At 64.4% G+C, this 15,358-nt stretch carries 17 protein-coding genes and 1 tRNA gene; 10 read left to right on the forward strand and 8 right to left on the reverse strand.

Features of this window, described 5'->3' with window-relative positions:
- Nucleotides 1–92 precede the first annotated feature (92 nt).
- Entirely contained in the window at nucleotides 93–1,115 is a 1,023-nt protein-coding gene (locus M1D34_RS14560; RefSeq protein ID WP_153317975.1) for a helix-turn-helix domain-containing protein, read from the forward strand.
- A gap of 18 nt (nucleotides 1,116–1,133) precedes the next feature.
- Here the strand turns inward: M1D34_RS14560 and M1D34_RS14565 are convergent, their stop codons facing one another.
- Nucleotides 1,134–1,355, reverse strand: coding sequence for a hypothetical protein (locus M1D34_RS14565; protein WP_017264514.1), 222 nt, complete (start codon nucleotides 1,353–1,355; stop codon nucleotides 1,134–1,136).
- A 17-nt stretch (nucleotides 1,356–1,372) separates the two neighbouring features.
- Between M1D34_RS14565 and M1D34_RS14570 the strand changes: the two genes are divergently transcribed.
- Complete coding sequence (locus tag M1D34_RS14570) at nucleotides 1,373–1,537, forward strand: type II toxin-antitoxin system HicB family antitoxin (protein WP_010968426.1); 165 nt, start codon at nucleotides 1,373–1,375, stop codon at nucleotides 1,535–1,537.
- Nucleotides 1,538–1,627: 90 nt separating this feature from the next.
- Here M1D34_RS14570 and M1D34_RS14575 read toward each other — a convergent pair.
- A tRNA-Ser gene (locus tag M1D34_RS14575) sits at nucleotides 1,628–1,717 on the reverse strand.
- Between the two features lie 229 nt (nucleotides 1,718–1,946).
- Between M1D34_RS14575 and M1D34_RS14580 the strand changes: the two genes are divergently transcribed.
- The 3 genes from M1D34_RS14580 (at nucleotide 1,947) to M1D34_RS14590 (ending at nucleotide 4,247) form a co-directional block, all read left to right on the forward strand.
- The gene (locus tag M1D34_RS14580) at nucleotides 1,947–2,264 is read left to right on the forward strand and encodes a membrane protein (RefSeq protein ID WP_003533439.1); all 318 of its coding nucleotides are present in this window, start codon (nucleotides 1,947–1,949) and stop codon (nucleotides 2,262–2,264) included.
- 52 nt (nucleotides 2,265–2,316) lie between these two features.
- The gene (gene msrA, locus M1D34_RS14585; protein WP_003533440.1) at nucleotides 2,317–2,970 is read left to right on the forward strand and encodes a peptide-methionine (S)-S-oxide reductase MsrA; all 654 of its coding nucleotides are present in this window, start codon (nucleotides 2,317–2,319) and stop codon (nucleotides 2,968–2,970) included.
- A 284-nt stretch (nucleotides 2,971–3,254) separates the two neighbouring features.
- The gene (locus M1D34_RS14590; protein WP_498779621.1) at nucleotides 3,255–4,247 is read left to right on the forward strand and encodes a BMP family lipoprotein; all 993 of its coding nucleotides are present in this window, start codon (nucleotides 3,255–3,257) and stop codon (nucleotides 4,245–4,247) included.
- A 75-nt stretch (nucleotides 4,248–4,322) separates the two neighbouring features.
- Here M1D34_RS14590 and M1D34_RS14595 read toward each other — a convergent pair whose 3' ends face one another.
- Both M1D34_RS14595 and M1D34_RS14600 read right to left on the reverse strand, forming a co-directional pair.
- A complete protein-coding gene (locus M1D34_RS14595; RefSeq protein ID WP_003533442.1) occupies nucleotides 4,323–4,532 on the reverse strand; it encodes a SlyX family protein in 210 nt (69 codons plus the stop codon).
- Nucleotides 4,533–4,611: 79 nt separating this feature from the next.
- Nucleotides 4,612–5,346 (reverse strand): sulfate transporter family protein, encoded by a 735-nt coding sequence (locus M1D34_RS14600; RefSeq protein WP_498779623.1) that lies wholly within the window; start codon nucleotides 5,344–5,346, stop codon nucleotides 4,612–4,614.
- A gap of 384 nt (nucleotides 5,347–5,730) precedes the next feature.
- On the opposite strand from M1D34_RS14600, the gene M1D34_RS14605 reads away from it, so the two are divergent.
- The 3 genes from M1D34_RS14605 to M1D34_RS14615 are packed head-to-tail and all read left to right on the forward strand — an operon-like array spanning nucleotide 5,731 to nucleotide 8,734.
- The gene (locus M1D34_RS14605; RefSeq protein WP_498779625.1) at nucleotides 5,731–7,092 is read left to right on the forward strand and encodes an amidase; all 1,362 of its coding nucleotides are present in this window, start codon (nucleotides 5,731–5,733) and stop codon (nucleotides 7,090–7,092) included.
- Nucleotides 7,089–8,000 carry an ROK family protein gene (locus M1D34_RS14610; RefSeq protein ID WP_498779627.1) on the forward strand — a complete coding sequence of 304 codons (912 nt, stop codon included), beginning with the start codon at nucleotides 7,089–7,091 and terminating at the stop codon, nucleotides 7,998–8,000. The genes M1D34_RS14605 and M1D34_RS14610 overlap by 4 nt, the downstream gene beginning before the upstream one ends.
- Nucleotides 7,997–8,734, forward strand: a complete 738-nt coding sequence (locus M1D34_RS14615; RefSeq protein WP_028011523.1) for a copper homeostasis protein CutC — start codon at nucleotides 7,997–7,999, stop codon at nucleotides 8,732–8,734. The genes M1D34_RS14610 and M1D34_RS14615 overlap by 4 nt, the downstream gene beginning before the upstream one ends.
- Before the next feature lie 283 nt (nucleotides 8,735–9,017).
- Here the strand turns inward: M1D34_RS14615 and nagA are convergent, their stop codons facing one another.
- The 4 genes from nagA to M1D34_RS14635 all read right to left on the reverse strand — a co-directional run bounded on the left by nagA (nucleotide 9,018) and on the right by M1D34_RS14635 (nucleotide 12,936).
- Entirely contained in the window at nucleotides 9,018–10,178 is a 1,161-nt protein-coding gene (gene nagA / locus M1D34_RS14620; protein ID WP_498779629.1) for an N-acetylglucosamine-6-phosphate deacetylase, read from the reverse strand.
- Nucleotides 10,175–11,197, reverse strand: coding sequence for an SIS domain-containing protein (locus M1D34_RS14625; protein ID WP_033052056.1), 1,023 nt, complete (start codon nucleotides 11,195–11,197; stop codon nucleotides 10,175–10,177). The genes nagA and M1D34_RS14625 overlap by 4 nt, the downstream gene beginning before the upstream one ends.
- Nucleotides 11,198–11,290: 93 nt before the next feature.
- The gene (locus M1D34_RS14630) at nucleotides 11,291–12,055 is read right to left on the reverse strand and encodes a GntR family transcriptional regulator (protein ID WP_003533454.1); all 765 of its coding nucleotides are present in this window, start codon (nucleotides 12,053–12,055) and stop codon (nucleotides 11,291–11,293) included.
- Nucleotides 12,052–12,936, reverse strand: a complete 885-nt coding sequence (locus M1D34_RS14635) for a glucosamine kinase nucleotide-binding domain-containing protein (protein ID WP_027990413.1) — start codon at nucleotides 12,934–12,936, stop codon at nucleotides 12,052–12,054. Before M1D34_RS14635 ends, M1D34_RS14630 begins: the two co-directional genes overlap by 4 nt.
- Before the next feature lie 198 nt (nucleotides 12,937–13,134).
- On the opposite strand from M1D34_RS14635, the gene M1D34_RS14640 reads away from it, so the two are divergent.
- Together M1D34_RS14640 and M1D34_RS14645 are read left to right on the forward strand one after the other, a co-directional pair.
- Nucleotides 13,135–14,031, forward strand: coding sequence for an N-acetylmuramic acid 6-phosphate etherase (locus M1D34_RS14640; protein WP_107607884.1), 897 nt, complete (start codon nucleotides 13,135–13,137; stop codon nucleotides 14,029–14,031).
- Nucleotides 14,032–14,086: 55 nt separating this feature from the next.
- The gene (locus tag M1D34_RS14645; RefSeq protein ID WP_498779632.1) at nucleotides 14,087–15,346 is read left to right on the forward strand and encodes an ABC transporter substrate-binding protein; all 1,260 of its coding nucleotides are present in this window, start codon (nucleotides 14,087–14,089) and stop codon (nucleotides 15,344–15,346) included.
- Nucleotides 15,347–15,358: the final 12 nt, after the last annotated feature.

A 15,358-nucleotide genomic window follows, 5' to 3' on the forward strand; every position in this document is an offset into this window, starting at 1 on the left:
GATTACTGCAGTCGAAAAAACTTGACTATTGCATTCAGGGTTTCCGATAGTGCGATCCGGTCCGTTATTTTTTCGATGACACAGAATCCGGTATGACATTCCATATCCAGCGCCGCACCCTGATCCAGTCCGAGTTGGAATCGGCCGCCTCGATCGGCGTCGATCCCGCCGACGTGGCATCGGCGCAGCCGGTATCGGGCGGCCTTTGCAAGGTGTTCGGGATTCATGCCGGGCTGAATTTGACAGTCTTCGACGTCATCGCAGGAACAGCGCTGGGGGAGCCCGTGCGGAGCGCCCCTTGCTTGGCGATCGACATTCTGTTCAATGCAACCGGACGTGGATGGATATCGCCGCCGGACGGCGGAGAAGACCTGTCCATACCCTACCGGCGGGGAATGATGTATCTCACCTTCGCGCCCCAGGGAGCCACGGGCAGATACGATGTTCCCGCGGGAGCACGGTTTCATGGAATCGACATACGCATTGGGCTCGATTTCCTGGAGCGCTTGGGATGGCTCGGGGCCTTCGCCGTCCTGACCCGAGGGCATCCGCACCATGTCGCTTCCTGCGGCGCCTGCTGGATCGGCGCGCTATCTCTGCCGGAGCGCATCGCAGGACAGGCGAAAAGCCTGCTCGACAGCAGTCTTTTGAACGAGAACGATCTGGCGATGGAGGCGCGTTGCCTCGACATCATCGACGCTGCGATCGCCTGCGTGTCCTCGCCGGCTCCGCTTCCGGCGCCGACCAATCGCGACCGCCGCCGTATCGAGGCCGCTCGCGATATCTTGCTCGATGAGCTTTCCCGGACATGGACCATCGCAGAACTGGCCCGGAGATGCGGTCTCAGCGAAAAGCGGCTCAAGGCAGGATTCCAGAAGGAGTTCGGAAAGCCGGTCTATCGCTATCTTCAACTCGCGCGACTGACCGAAGCCAGGCGCATGTTGGCCGAGACGGACAGAAATGTGACGGAGATATCACTTGAAGTGGGCTACACCAGCACGAGCCATTTTGCGCGTGTATTTTTGAGAGAGTTCGGTGTCCTGCCGTCGGCGATCAAGTCGGAAACCCGTAATTCATCGAAAACTCGGCGCCATCTGATCCAAACAGCGTGGTGATCAGACGAAGTGGGCGTCTTACACCGCCCTCATCAAAGGTGCGGCTGCCAGCGTCCGGAAATGGCTGGACGAACACGGAGTAAAGCCATGAACAATGTCGTCGAAATCAATGGCGAGAAGGCGGTTGTCGCTTTCGACCCCGAGATTCAGATGCTGCGCGGCGAGTTTGTCGGCCTGAATGGCGGTGCCGACTTCTATGCCGAAAGCGTCCACGATCGATCGAGGAAGGCCGTAGGTCACTGGACGTTTATCTCGAAATGTGCCGGGAAAAGGGCATCGAGCCACGCCGGAAATTCTCCGGCAAGTTCAATGTCCGCCTCGATCCCGAAGATCATGCCGCAGCGGCCGTCGCTGCCGCAGCAGCGGGCAAGAGCCTGAATGAATGGGTCATCGGAGCGATCAGGGAAGCCGCCGCTGAATAGCGGAGACGGGCGCTCGGCACAGGCAGATAGGCGTCAAGAATGCTGGTGGCGAATAAAGGACTAACTCAGTGCCCACGCAGTGGACTGAAGTGGCGGACAGAGAGGGATTCGAACCCTCGATACGCTTTCACGTATACACGCGTTCCAGGCGTGCGCCTTCAACCACTCGGCCACCTGTCCATCCTTCTGCAGCCGGCGGTCGATCCGGCTGGATGGGGAAAAGCGAAGCTTCTCCGCGTCACCGGTGAAACCGGGAGACGGGCGCGATATATACCGATGATGCGCGCGGGATCAACTGGTTTCTGACATATTATTGACATGCCTTGAAAGGTGCTGCGGATGACCGGCCATTGCGCTTGCCCGCCCTTGCGCCTATCTCTTGCGCAGGACGAGCCGAAAGGGGGAGCGGATGCGGTTGCTGCTGCGGTTTGCGAGCTTTCTGGCGCTGATGGCTGCGGTCTTTGCAGGGACGATCGATTCCATTCAGTCGGTAGCGGCGTCGGAGCCGGTCATCACTTCGCTTGCCGACGGCATAGCTGCGATCGGATCCGATCAACTGAACTGGGTTCAGTCGCTGCAGCGGACCGGAGCCGGGCCGGCAATGTGGCTCAGGGCGCTGCACTGGGTTCTGGCGCAGCCCGCCTTTGCCGTATTCCTCGCCCTCGCCCTCCTCCTGTGGATGGCCGGATACAGGAAGAAACCCGCCGCCGGGCGCTTTGCCGCCTGAGCGCCGGAGCCGCACGGCTCGCTCCCATGAGCGCTGACGAAAGGAGCCTCAGATGTTTCTGATCGACATGTTCAACAAGAAGACCATCCTGCCCGATGCCGCAACGGCGCTGCCCGGCCGAGAGGAGGAGATCCCGACCGCGACGACGCATTTCGTGTCGGGGCGGCCGCTCAAGGGCCCTTATCCGGAGGGCATGAAGAAGGTCCTCTTCGGTATGGGCTGCTTCTGGGGGGCCGAGCGTCTCCTGTGGGAGATCCCCGGCGTCTACGTGACCGCTGCCGGCTACTCCGGCGGGCTCACGCCCAATCCGACCTATCAGGAGACGACGACAGGGTTGACCGGCCACACGGAGGTGGTGCTGGTGGTCTACGATCCGGCCAAGGTCTCGCTTCAGCGCCTGCTGAAGACATTCTTCGAGGAGCACGACCCCACCCAGGGCATGCGCCAGGGCAACGACGTCGGCACCACCTATCGCTCGGCGATCTACGTCTATGACGAGGAGCAGCTCGCCGAGGCGAATGCTGCGCGCAACGCCTTCCAGAAGGCGCTGCGGGTCTACAACCATGATCGCGAGATCACCACCGAAATCGCGAAGGCGGGGCCATTCTACTTCGCCGAGGACTATCACCAGCAATATCTCGCCAAGAATCCGGACGGCTATTGCGGATTGCGCGGCACCGGCGTCAGCTGCCCGATAGGCGCCTGACCCCTCCGCGGCGCGCGAAGCCGACGCTCTCGACATGCCTACGATCTAATGGGGTGCGGACCTATGTCCGCTCCCCTTTTTTGCGCCGTGAGCCGCCTCCGCCGGCCATTTCAGCGGCCGGACTGCTTTTTTACCATCCGAAAAAATTTGGATGTTTTTTTGCCGAAGCCGTGCAAGGATGCGCCCACCCAAGCCTTAAAGAGAGGGGCGGGTTCCGCGGTGGGGGCCCCGTTCGGGACCGGCGGAAGACCCGAAAAGATCAATAGCGACAACAGGGCTTTACAATGAAAAAAACCATCCTCGGTCTCCTTGCATTCTCGATGATGTCCGCGACGGCACTGGCCGCCGACATCAAGCCGGCGATCATCTACGACCTCGGCGGAAAATTCGACAAATCCTTCAACGAAGCGGCCTTCAACGGGGCCGAAAAGTTCAAGACCGAAACCGGCATCGAATATCGCGAGTTCGAGATCGCCAACGACGCCCAGCGCGAACAGGCGCTGCGCCGCTTCGCCAGCGACGGCAACAGCCCGATCGTCATGGCCGGCTTCAACTGGGCCGCGTCGCTCGAGAAGCTCGCCGGCGAATATCCGGATACGAAGTTCGCGATCATCGACATGGTTGTCGAAAAGCCGAACGTCAAGTCGATCGTATTCAAGGAGCAGGAAGGCTCCTATCTCGTCGGCGTTCTTGCCGGCCTCGCCTCCAAGACCAAGACGGTCAGCTTCGTCGGCGGCATGGACATCCCGCTGATCCACAAATTCGCCTGCGGCTATGTCGGCGGCGCCAAGTCGACCGGCTCGGACGTAAAGGTGCTCGAAGCTTACACCGGCACCACGCCCGATGCATGGAACGACCCGGTCAAGGGCGGCGAAATCGCCAAGTCGCAGATCGATCAGGGCTCCGACGTCGTCTATCATGCTGCCGGCGGCACCGGCGTGGGCGTGCTGCAGGCGGCAGCGGATGCCGGCAAGCTCGGAATCGGCGTCGATTCCAACCAGAACATGCTGCAGCCGGCCAAGGTGCTGACATCCATGCTGAAGCGCGTCGACGTCGCGGTCTACGACTCCTTCATGGCCGCGAAGGACGACAAGTTCGAATTCGGCATCTCCAACCTCGGCCTCAAGGAAGACGGAGTCGGCTACGCGCTCGACGAGCACAACCAGGCGCTGATCACGCCGGAAATGAAGGAAGCGGTCGAGAAGGTGAAGGCCGACATCATCGCCGGCAAGGTCCAGGTTCACGACTATATGACCGACGAGACCTGCCCGTACTGATCGTCGCACATCAGACCGTAATCAAAAGCCTCCGGTTCATGCGACCGGAGGCTTTTTTCGTCGGATCATGAGGCATCAATAATGCGGCGGGCGCGTCACCGGAGTCGCATCTTGCGCCTGTTCTTCGAGGCTCAGGAACCGTTCGGTCAGACGATCGAGCTTGGCGCGCGTCTGCTCGACCACCTTCCATTGCTCCGCCAGTTGGTCCGAAAGCTCCTCGATGGTCTTCAATTGATGGGCCACCGTCTCTTCGAGCCGGGTGATCCGCTCTTCCGCATCGCGCATCATGCTTCTCCGTCGGTCGGGTTCAAAGTCGGGCGCAGAATGTCGGCGCGTGGCCGGGTGTCAAGGGACAGCGGTGCGATCAGCTTCTCGCAGCCGCAGCCGTGCCCGAAAAACCGGTGTCCCGCGCCGAGAGCATCTTGTGCAGGTGCACCATCATGCCGGCGGCAAAGAGCGGCGTCAGCAGGTTGAGCAGAGGCACGGCAAGGAAGGCCGCCAGCACGAGGCCGGCAAGGAACACGGTGGAGCGATGTTTGGCACGGAAGAGCCGCGCCTCCGCAGGCGGACGATGGCGCATGGCGGCGAACTCGAAGAATTCTCGACCGAGCAGATAGCCGTTGACGAGGAAGAAGGCGACAAGATTGACGCCCGGCACCAACAGGAGGAAGAGCGCGACGATGTTGCCGAGAATGACGACGCCGAGGAATTTCGCCGAACCGGTGATCGCCTCGGCGAGAGGCAGCGGCGTGCCGGGCGCCTCGCCGGGATAGTCCCTTTTCTCCACCACCTCGGCGACATCGTCGAGAAAGAAGCCGGCAATCAGCGCCGTCACCGGCGCCAGCAGCAGCGCCAGCGCGAGCGCGAGCCCCAGGCTCGCGAAGATGCCGACGACGAAAGTGAGCCACCCCGCCCAGTCGGGCGTGCCCGGCATCAGCGCATCGATCCAGGGCAGCGCAAGCCAGACGAAGAGCTCGCGCAGCGCGAACCAGAGCGCGACGAGCGCCAGCAGCGTCAGCCCGATGACCTTCCAGAAGACCGTGCGGGTCTCCGTCGCGAAAAGATTGGCGAAGGCAAGGCGCGCCGCATCGAGAATCATGACCGTCTCCCTGGCCGATAAGTGCAACCGGAAGGCATGTAGGCAGAGCGACCGGCAGGGGCAAGCCGGCCGGAGGCGGTTTTTGGGCCTGCTGCTGTTTCCGTCTGTAGCGACAGCCCTCAAGCCGCCGGTTGCCTTACCGTCGGAGAAGAACCCCGCCAACTCTACCGCGACAACGAGGAGGGCATTGTCGTGTGCGTCGAACGAATGCGATATGCTGGAACGGGGTGAGGAAAAGTGTGTGCGGTTTTCCGCCCGCATCCCGCTCCAACTTCTGGGAATCGATCACGTTCATGTTTTTAGGTCGACCCGACCTAAAAACATCGTGATCTAGGGAAAGGAAAATCGTATCCGAGCGCTGGAACGCCAGCCGGAAAAGGTGCCATGATCAACCAACGAACACTTGCGAGCCTCGCCGTTCTCGTGCAGTCCGGCAAGCTCGATCCCGTCGCGCTTGTCGCGGAAACCCTGACGCGGATCGAAGACCACCCCGACCGATCGATCTTCGTCGCGCTCACGCAGGAGCGTGCGGCGCGCGAAGCGAAGGCTGCCTCCGCGCGCATCAAGACCGGCCGCTCCCTCGGGCTGCTCGACGGCTTGCCCGTCGCCTGGAAGGACCTCTTCGATCTTGCCGGCAGCATCACGACCGCAGGTTCCGTCGTTCTGGCTGAAGGGTCGCCGGCCGCCGCCGACGCAACGGTGGTCGCGGACCTCGGCAGCGCCGGCATGGTCAGCATCGGGCGGACCAATATGAGCGAATTCGCCTTCTCCGGCCTCGGTATCAATCCGCATTACGGCACGCCGCGCAATCCGAGGTCCGCGGATGTCCATCGCATCCCCGGCGGCTCCTCCTCCGGTTCCGCCGCTGCGGTCGCGGCCGGCCTCGTACCGCTGGCGATCGGCACCGACACCGGCGGCTCGGTCCGTATCCCGGCCGCAATGACCGGCATCGTCGGCTACAAGGCGACACGCGGCCGCTACGCGATGAAGGGCGTGTTCCCGCTCGCGCAAAGCCTCGATTCGCTTGGCCCCCTTTGCCAGACGGTGCAGGATGCAGTCTGGGCCGACGCCGCCATGCATGGGCTGACCGCGCCGGTGATCCGCCGCGCCGAGATCGCCGATCTTTCCATCGTCGTTCCCGAGACGATCGTCTTCGACGATGCCGAAGCGGAAGTCGTGGCCGCATTCGAGGAAGCGATCAAGCGCCTCGAAGCGGCGGGCGCGAAGGTCCGGCGGCAGGCCTTCCCGAGCTTTGCGGAAATTTTCGAGCTTACCGCCCGCCACGGCGCTCTGGTGACGGCAGAGGCCTATGCGCTGCACCGGGAACGGCTGGCAGGGCCTGAAGCGGAGCGCATGGACCCGCGCGTCGTCGCCCGCACCCGCCTCGGCGAGAAGATCACCGTCAGCGATTACATCGCCCTCCTCGACGCCCGAGACCGGCTGATCCATGAGACCATCGAGACTCTCAAGGCCGGCGAACTGATTGCACATCCGACCTTGCCGCATGTGGCGCCGCCGCTTGATCCGCTTCTTGCCGACGACGATCTCTTCTTCAAGGTCAATGCCAGGACGCTGCGCAATACCTCGATCGGCAACTTCCTGGATTTCTGCGGCGTCTCCATACCCTGCGGGACGGGTGCGGCCGGCATGCCGGTCGGCTTCCAGCTTGCAGCACCTCATCACCAGGACGACCGCCTGCTTTCCGCAGCACTCGCCGCCGAGGCGACCATCCGGGGCGACGCATGATCGTCTGTTTCGACATCGGCGGCTCGGCGATCAAGGGCGCGATCACCCATTCGCCTGAGCGGATATTCCCGCTGCCCCGGCGCGCGACGCCGCTCACGGATTTCGGCCGCTTCGTCGAGGCGATGGAATCCGTGCTCGACGAAGCGGGGGGCCTGCCCGAAAGGGTGGCGATCTCGATCACCGGGGTGATCGATCCGGAGACGCGCCGGATCAAGTGCGCCAACATTCCCTGCATCGACGGGCGTGAGCTCGTCGCCGAACTCGAAGCGGCACTGCACCTGCCGGTGGTGATCGCCAATGACGCCGATTGTTTCGCGCTTGCCGAAGCCGGTGTCGGCGCCGGGCGCGGCCATCGCATCGTCTTCGGTGCCATCCTCGGCACCGGCGTCGGCGGCGGGCTCGTGATCGACGGCCGGCTGATCAATGCCGATGGCGGCTTTGCCGGCGAATGGGGCCACGGCCCGGCCGTCGCGGCCGCGGCCGGACACCCGCCCATTGCCATACCGGCCTTTCCCTGCGGCTGCGGCCAGAGCCGCTGCGTCGATACGGCCGGCGGTGCACGCGGGCTGGAACGGCTTCATGAGACGGTCCACGGCAAGGCGCTCTCCAGTCACGACATAATCGAAGGCTGGCAGAACGGAAACGCCGAGGCGGCGCGGACGATCGACGTCTTCGTCGATCTGGTGAGTTCGCCGCTGGCGCTCGTGATCAACATCACCGGGGCGACGATCGTGCCGGTGGGCGGCGGCCTTTCCAATGCCGAAGCGCTGCTCGCCGAGATCGACCGGGCGGTGCGGGCGCGCATCCTCAGGCGTTTCGACCGGCCGCTCGTCGTGCGTGGCGAGTGCCGGGTGGAGCCCGGCCTGATCGGTGCCGCCCTGCTCGGTTTCGGAGGGAGATCGGCATGAGCCGCATATCGCTGGAGGTCTGCGTCGACGATCCGGATGGCCTGGAGGCAGCCGTTGCCGGCGGCGCCGATCGCATCGAACTCTGTTCGGCACTTGGCGCCGGAGGGCTGACCCCAAGTCCCGGCCTGATGGCCGTCGCCGCTCCGCCGCCGGTGCCGGTCTATGCGATGATCCGGCCGCGGGCGGGCGATTTCATCTATCACAGGGCAGACCTCGAGGTCATGCGACGCGACATCGATGCGGCGCGGCATGCCGGGCTCGCAGGCGTGGTGCTCGGCGCATCGCTCGCCGACGGCCGCCTGGACGCGCGCATGCTGACGAAACTCGCCGGCCACGCGGCAGGGATGGGGCTCACGCTACACCGCGCCTTCGATCTGGTGCCAGATTTCGCCGAAGCGATGGAGATCGCCGTCGATCTCGGCTTCGAACGCATCCTGACCTCGGGCGGCGCGAAAACGGCACCGGAAGCGGTCGATACGCTGGAACGGCTCATCGAACTGGCGGCGGGACGGATCTCGATCATGCCCGGCTCGGGCCTTACCACCGACACGATCGAAGCGCTCGTGCCTCGGCTCGCCATCACCGAGGTCCATTCATCCTGCTCAAGTGCTGAGCCGGCTAATGACATGCGCCTCATCGAGATGGGATTCGCCGCGCCGGAGCGCCGCCGCACGGACGCGGCAAAGATCAGGGCGATGCGGGCGCGGCTCGATGCGCCGGCGGCAAAGGCTTGAGAGCAAAGGTTTCCGCCGGCGTCCGCCCCTCATCCCGCTGCCGCGACCTTCTCCCCGCAGGCGGGGAGAAGGGACAAGCGGCGCCGACTGAACCCCGCATTACCGCCCGCCCGAGGGAGCGAAGCAGGCGCGGCATATCCCTTCTCCCCGCCTGCGGGGAGAAGGTGGCGGCAGCCGGTTGAGGGGCAACCCCGACCGAGCGGGGTTGAGGCGGTTGGGTTCCCGAGGGATCCCGCCAGCGTTCCAGGGGCACGTCCTCTCGCCTGCGAGGAGCCAAAACAGCTCAAACCGCAAAAACCGCCTCCCCGCCGATCCAGGTCGATTTCATTGCGAGTTCCGGCGTGAGCAGCACGAAATCCGCGTCCGTACCCGGCAGGAGCCGGCCCTTGTGCGAGGCGATCCCCATGGCGTCGGCGGGATAGGCGGAGGCCATGCGGACCGCCTCCTCGATCGGCAGGCCAAGCTTTTGGTGGACGAAGCGGACCGACGAAAGCATGTCGATATCGGCGCCGGCAAGCGTGCCGTCGGCAAGCGTCAGGCGCCCGCCCTGGCGCAGGATTTCCCGTCCGTTCAGGAAGAAGCTCGTCTGATCGGTGCCGATCGGCGACATGGCGTCGGTGACCAGAAAGATCTGTCCCGGGCCTTTCTTGCTGCGCAGCGCGATGCCCATCGAGGCCGGGTGAACGTGAAAACCGTCGGCGATCATGCCGGCGTGGAGCGTGCCGGTCGAAAGCGCCGCGCCGACCACGCCAGGCTCGCGATGGCCGAGTCCGCTCATGGCGTTGAAGAGATGCGTGACGGTCCGGGCACCCGCTTTGGCATAGGCGCAGGCGGTGTCGTAATCCACGTCGGTATGGCCGAGGCTCACCACGACGCCGGCATCGGCCAGCGCCCGCACCTGCTCCTTGGTGGCGTTTTCCGGGGCCACGGTGAGCATCAGACGGCTGAGCGCCTTTGCGCAGGCGAGTATCTCGGCAAGGTCGTCATCGCCCATCGGACGGATCAGCGCCGGATCGTGAGCCCCCTTGCGCGCGACGGAAAGATGCGGGCCTTCGAGATGCAGGCCTAGGAAGCCGGGAACCGCCGCGGCTTTCGCCTCGATGCCTGCGGCGATGGCCGCGGTCCTGACCGCGCGCGTGTCGGTGATCAGCGTCGGCAGCAGCGCCGTCGTGCCGAATTGCGCATGCGCCGCGCAGATCTGCCGGATACTTTCGAGGGACGGCTTTTCGTTCAGAAGCGCGCCGCCGCCGCCGTTCACCTGCAGATCGATGAAGCCGGGCACGAGAAGCAGGCCACGCGCGTCGATGGTCTCGCCACTGGCGGGGACGCTTCCCGCCGGCGCAATCGCCTTGACGTGTCCTGCCTCGATCACGAGGGCTGCCCCGTCGTGCCAGTCGATGCCGTCGAAAATCCGCGCTCCGCTGATCGTCTTCTTCGCAGTCATCGTGTCTCCGTCACCTTCTTGAGGTTCTCCGGTGCGTCGGGGTTCAGACCGCGAGAGCGGGACCAGGCCTCGACGAAGCCATAGAACGGCAGGATCAGCGCCAAGGCGTCGGTGAGCGGGTGCCCGGTCTCGACGAAGGGCAGGCGCTTTGCCTTGCCCGCGCGTGCCGAGGTCACGTGCACCACCGCGCCCTTGGCGCTCATGCCGTCCGCGATATCGGCGACCGAGGCCTCGGCAGCATCGCGGGCGGCCAGCACGAGCACCGGGAACCGGGGCCCGACCAGCGCCACCGGTCCGTGCAGCACCTCTGCCGCGGAATAGGCCTCGGCATGCATGCCGGACGTCTCCTTGAACTTCAGCGCCGCTTCGCTGGCGATCGCCAGCGCCGGACCGCGGCCCAGCACATAGAGCGATTCGGCTTCTGCGAGATCGCCGGCGAAATCCTGCCAATCGAGCTTCACGGCCTTGGCAAGCTGGATCGGCAGATCGGCGACCGCGTGCTTGAGCGTCGCGTCGCCGGTCCACTCGCCGAGCACGGCAAGACCCGCGACGATCGAGTTAACATAGGACTTGGTCGCCGCCACGGCAATTTCGGGTCCGGCGAGAATGTCGAGCGGGTGGGTGCAGGCCTCGGCAATCGGCGACGGCAGCGTGTTCGTCAGCGCGATCGAAACGGCGCCGGCGCGCGTCGCGGCTTCGGCCATGGCCACGATGTCCGGGCTCTTGCCGGACTGCGAGATTGCAATCGCCGCCGCACCGCCGAGTTTCAGATCGGCACCGTATATCGACGCCAGCGAGGGTCCGAGCGAGGCGACCGGACGGCCGGTCGTGAGCTCGATCGCGTATTTCAGGAACAGCGCGGCATGGTCGGAAGAGCCCCTGGCGATCGTTACCAGAAAGGCCGGATCCTTGGCGCCCAGCGCCGCGCCGGCTTGCGCCAGCCCCGTGGCCGAGCGCTCCAGCAACCGGGCTGCGGCCTCGGGAATCTCGTCGATTTCTCGCCGCATGTTGGTCTGCATCGTCATATCCTTTCATCAAATAGGCGAGATGCGGGCGGAGAACCGCTTTACACTATTCCTCATCCCGCCCTTCCCTCGACCGGCCACGCCGGCTCAGTTTTCCGGGATCGTCAGCTCCGCAACGAAATCATAGGCATCGCCGCGGTAGAGCGACCGGGTGAATTCGACCACGCGCCCGGAGGCAAGATAGGAGACGCGCTCGATCGAAAGACCGGCGGCGCCGACGGCGACGCCGAGCATGGCCGCGTCCGGTTCCTTGATATTGCAGGCGGAGATCCGCTGCACCGCGCGCACCGGCCGAGCCTGTTTCTTCTCGAGCTCTGAATAGAGCGAGGAGGTGACGGCGAGCGGGTCGGGGACGAATTCCGCCGAAACGCAGGCGCGCTCGATCGCAAGCGGCATGTCGTCGGCAATGCGGAGCCGCCCGAGTCGCGCCACAAGCGCGTCGGCCGCAAGCCCGAGGGTCATCATCTCGTCGGGCGAGGGATGGAAGAGACCGCGCTCCAGCCATTCCGCACGCGTGTTGAGTCCGCGCCGGGCCATGTCCTCGGTGAAGGAGGTCAGGCGCGAGAGCGACTGCTCGACGCGCGAAACCGGCCGGACGACGAAGGTGCCGGAACCGTGGCGGCGCACGAGGAGCCCGTCACGCACGAGATCGTCGACGGCTTTGCGGACGGTGACGCGGCTGACATTGGCGTAATCCGCGAGATCCCGCTCCGGCGGCAGCGCATCTCCGTGATTGAGCTTGCCCGACAGGATCGCCTCCTCGAGCGATTGCCTGAGCTTCAGATAGAGGGGACCGGCGCCCCCGGACTGCAGGGTTTCGAGCGGCAGAATGGCGGCGAGCTGCTGGTTCATGCCGATACCCCGGAATGGGAGCCGAAACGGGCCGCCGCGAGCGCGACGGCGCCGGTCAAAGCGTCGGCCCGCGCCTCGACGAAGCGCGGCTGATGCCGGTCGGCGAGCCAGCGGCGATAAAGCGGCGCCAATCCTCCGAGCAGGCACAGCTTCTCGCTCCCCCTCGAAACCACCACGTCGAGCGCCTCGTCCACCGTCGCGGCGGCAGCCTTCAACAGGCTGATCGCCACAGGGTCGCCGCGCTCGGCAAATTCGAAGACGCGCGGCGCATAGCGGCCGAACTCGCCGGGCTTGGCGAGCCGTGCGAAATCGACGATGTCGCGCGGGTCGTCGTTGAACTCGGCAAGAACGGCATCCGTCACGCCCGAGCCTTGATGTATGCCGTCATAGGCAAGCAAGCTCTCCTGCAGCAGCGCGTGACCGATGCGTGCGCCGCTGCCGTGATCTCCGATCGTGAACCCCCAGCCGCCGACATAGCTGACCTCATCGCCCCGGCGCGCGATATAGATCGTGCCCGTCCCGAGTATCGCGACGGCCCCGTCCCCGTCGCCGAGAGCGCCCTGCAGCGCGATCAGCCCATCGGATTCGATATCGGCCTGAGCAAAGGGAAGCCGCCTCTTCACGTAATGAACGGCATCGCCCACATTGTGGCCGGCGACGCCGACGATCGCGCGCGATGCCCCCATTCCGGCCGGGTCGAGCCCCGCATCCCCGAAGGCGTCGCGCGCCGCATCCGTTATGTTCTGCAATGCTGTTTCCGGATCGGTAAGGATATTCGCGGCGCCCGCTTTGCCGCGGCCGAGAATACGGCCGTCGAGGGCTGCTACAGCCGCACGGCAGCTCGTTCCGCCGCCATCAATTCCGATCAGGTAAAACGTCATGGGCACCTCCGTCGTCATAAGATACCAAAAAAATACCATTAACCAAGCGAGATTTCGAGTACAGATCATTCCCCAGTCTATTTCCTTGAAAAGGCTGAACTTATTTCTGTACGCAGCGGTTTCTTGCGGTAAAAGTTAAATTTCTCCTAGACAAGTGGTATTTTTTTGGCATTAATTCCAGAAGAGGAGAACGACGCCATGCCGCCAGCCAAGACCGAAGAGCGCCGCGACAATGCCAAGGGCCTGGACGTCATGCGTCCGGAGCTCGCCCTTCGCTTGCTCGCAGCCGGCCAGCAGGAGGCGGCAAAGTCGGTGGAACAGGCGATCGAGCCGATTTCAGCGGCAGCCCGCCTTGCTGCGGACAGCCTCGCCTCCGGCGGCCGGCTTGCCTATGCCGGCGCCGGAAGCTCCGGGTTGATGGCGATGGCGGACGCACTCGAACTGCCTGGCACCTACGGCATAGCTCGGGAGCAGGTCGTCATTTTCATTGCCGGCGGCGCCGCAAGCCTCACCGATCTTGCCGGCGGCTATGAGGACGACATGGAACTTGCGCGCGCCGATGTGCGAAGTGCCGGCATCGGGGCGGGCGACTGCCTGATCTCGGTTTCCGCCAGCGGCTCCACGCCCTATGCCATCGCCGCTGCCGACGAGGCGGGGAAACGCGGCGCCCGCGTCATCGGCATGGCCAACAATGCCGGCGCACCGCTCCTTCTGAACGCCGACGTCTCCATCCTCCTGGAGACGCCTCCGGAAGTCGTGTCCGGGTCGACGCGCATGGGTGCCGGGACGGCTCAGAAGATCGCCTTCAACATGTTCTCGACCATGGTCGGCATCCATCTCGGCCACGTGCTCGATGGTCACATGGTCAATCTGCGTGCCGACAACATCAAACTGCGCGGCCGGGCGATCCGGATCGTCTCGGACATTGCCGGTATCGGCGCCGCCGACGCGGACAGGCTGCTCGGCCTTGCCGGCGGGTCGGTCAAGCTGGCGATCCTGCTCGCATCCGGAGCGAGGGACATCACCCATGCCGAAGACGCGCTCGAGCGCGCCGATCAAAATTTGCGCCGGGCGATCGCCATCGTCGGGACGTGAGGGATAAACTGGGAATTCAAAACCGCGCGACACGCGCCTAAAGGGGAGAAACTGCATGACCCGCACTACAATGAAAGGCTTGCTGCTCGCATCGAGCATTCTCGGCTCGGCCGGGCTTGCGCAAGCCCAGGACGCAACGCTGACGATCGAAAGCTGGCGCAATGACGACCTGGCGATCTGGCAGGAAAAGCTGATCCCGGCCTTCGAGGCGAAGAACCCGGGCATCAAGTTGGTATTCGCTCCCTCGGCCCCCACCGAGTATAACGCCGCCCTCAACGCCAAGCTCGACGCCGGCTCCGCGGGTGACCTCATCACCTGCCGCCCCTTCGACGCCTCGCTCGAACTCTATAACAAGAAGCATCTTGCCGACCTGACCGGTCTTTCCGGCATGGAGAATTTCTCCGACGTCGCCAAATCCGCCTGGACGACCGACGACGGCAAGGCGACCTTCTGCGTGCCGATGGCTTCCGTCATTCACGGCTTCATCTACAACAAGGATGCCTTCGACCAGCTCGGCCTTTCCGTTCCGACGACCGAGGAGGAGTTCTTCGCGGTCCTCGAAAAGATCAAGGCGGACGGCAACTACATCCCGATGGCGATGGGCACCAAGGATCTCTGGGAAGCCGCGACGATGGGCTACCAGAACATCGGTCCGAACTACTGGAAGGGCGAGGAAGGCCGTCTGGCTCTTCTGAAAGGCGAGCAGAAACTGACCGACGAGCCGTGGGTCGAGCCTTTCCGCGTACTGGCGAAGTGGAAGGATTATCTCGGCGACGGCTTCGAGGCACAGACCTATCCGGACAGCCAGAACCTCTTCACGCTCGGCCGGGCGGCGATCTATCCGGCCGGCTCCTGGGAAATCTCCGGCTTCAACACGCAGGCCGAATTCAAGATGGGCGCCTTTCCGCCGCCGGTGAAGAAGGCGGGCGATACCTGCTACATCTCCGACCACAACGACATCGGTATCGGACTGAACGCCAAGAGCAAGAATGCGGATGCCGCCAAGACCTTCCTCACCTGGGTGGCCTCGCCGGAGTTCGCGGAAATCTATGCGAACGCCCTGCCCGGCTTCTTCAGCCTGAACTCGACGGCGGTGAAGATGTCCGATCCGCTCGCCCAGGAATTCGTCTCCTGGCGGGAGAAATGCAAGCCGACCATCCGCTCGACCTATCAGATCCTGTCGCGCGGAACCCCTAACCTCGAAAACGAGACCTGGGTCATGTCGGCCAACGTCATCAACGGCACGGACACGCCGGAGGCGGCCGCCAAGAAGCTCCAGGACGGACTCGACAGCTGGTTCAAGCCGGTAAAATAAGACGAACCGGGG

The sequence above is a fragment of the Ensifer sp. D2-11 genome, assembly GCF_054161295.1.

Coding starts and splice junctions, on each gene's coding strand:
- M1D34_RS14560 (WP_153317975.1), top strand. CDS start 93: ATGACATTCCATATCCAGCGCCGCACCCTGATCCAGTCCGAGTTGGAA.
- M1D34_RS14570 (WP_010968426.1), top strand. CDS start 1,373: ATGTGCCGGGAAAAGGGCATCGAGCCACGCCGGAAATTCTCCGGCAAG.
- M1D34_RS14580 (WP_003533439.1), top strand. CDS start 1,947: ATGCGGTTGCTGCTGCGGTTTGCGAGCTTTCTGGCGCTGATGGCTGCG.
- msrA (WP_003533440.1), top strand. CDS start 2,317: ATGTTTCTGATCGACATGTTCAACAAGAAGACCATCCTGCCCGATGCC.
- M1D34_RS14590 (WP_498779621.1), top strand. CDS start 3,255: ATGAAAAAAACCATCCTCGGTCTCCTTGCATTCTCGATGATGTCCGCG.
- M1D34_RS14595 (WP_003533442.1), bottom strand. CDS start 4,532: ATGCGCGATGCGGAAGAGCGGATCACCCGGCTCGAAGAGACGGTGGCC.
- M1D34_RS14600 (WP_498779623.1), bottom strand. CDS start 5,346: ATGATTCTCGATGCGGCGCGCCTTGCCTTCGCCAATCTTTTCGCGACG.
- M1D34_RS14605 (WP_498779625.1), top strand. CDS start 5,731: ATGATCAACCAACGAACACTTGCGAGCCTCGCCGTTCTCGTGCAGTCC.
- M1D34_RS14610 (WP_498779627.1), top strand. CDS start 7,089: ATGATCGTCTGTTTCGACATCGGCGGCTCGGCGATCAAGGGCGCGATC.
- M1D34_RS14615 (WP_028011523.1), top strand. CDS start 7,997: ATGAGCCGCATATCGCTGGAGGTCTGCGTCGACGATCCGGATGGCCTG.
- nagA (WP_498779629.1), bottom strand. CDS start 10,178: ATGACTGCGAAGAAGACGATCAGCGGAGCGCGGATTTTCGACGGCATC.
- M1D34_RS14625 (WP_033052056.1), bottom strand. CDS start 11,197: ATGCAGACCAACATGCGGCGAGAAATCGACGAGATTCCCGAGGCCGCA.
- M1D34_RS14630 (WP_003533454.1), bottom strand. CDS start 12,055: ATGAACCAGCAGCTCGCCGCCATTCTGCCGCTCGAAACCCTGCAGTCC.
- M1D34_RS14635 (WP_027990413.1), bottom strand. CDS start 12,936: ATGACGTTTTACCTGATCGGAATTGATGGCGGCGGAACGAGCTGCCGT.
- M1D34_RS14640 (WP_107607884.1), top strand. CDS start 13,135: ATGCCGCCAGCCAAGACCGAAGAGCGCCGCGACAATGCCAAGGGCCTG.
- M1D34_RS14645 (WP_498779632.1), top strand. CDS start 14,087: ATGACCCGCACTACAATGAAAGGCTTGCTGCTCGCATCGAGCATTCTC.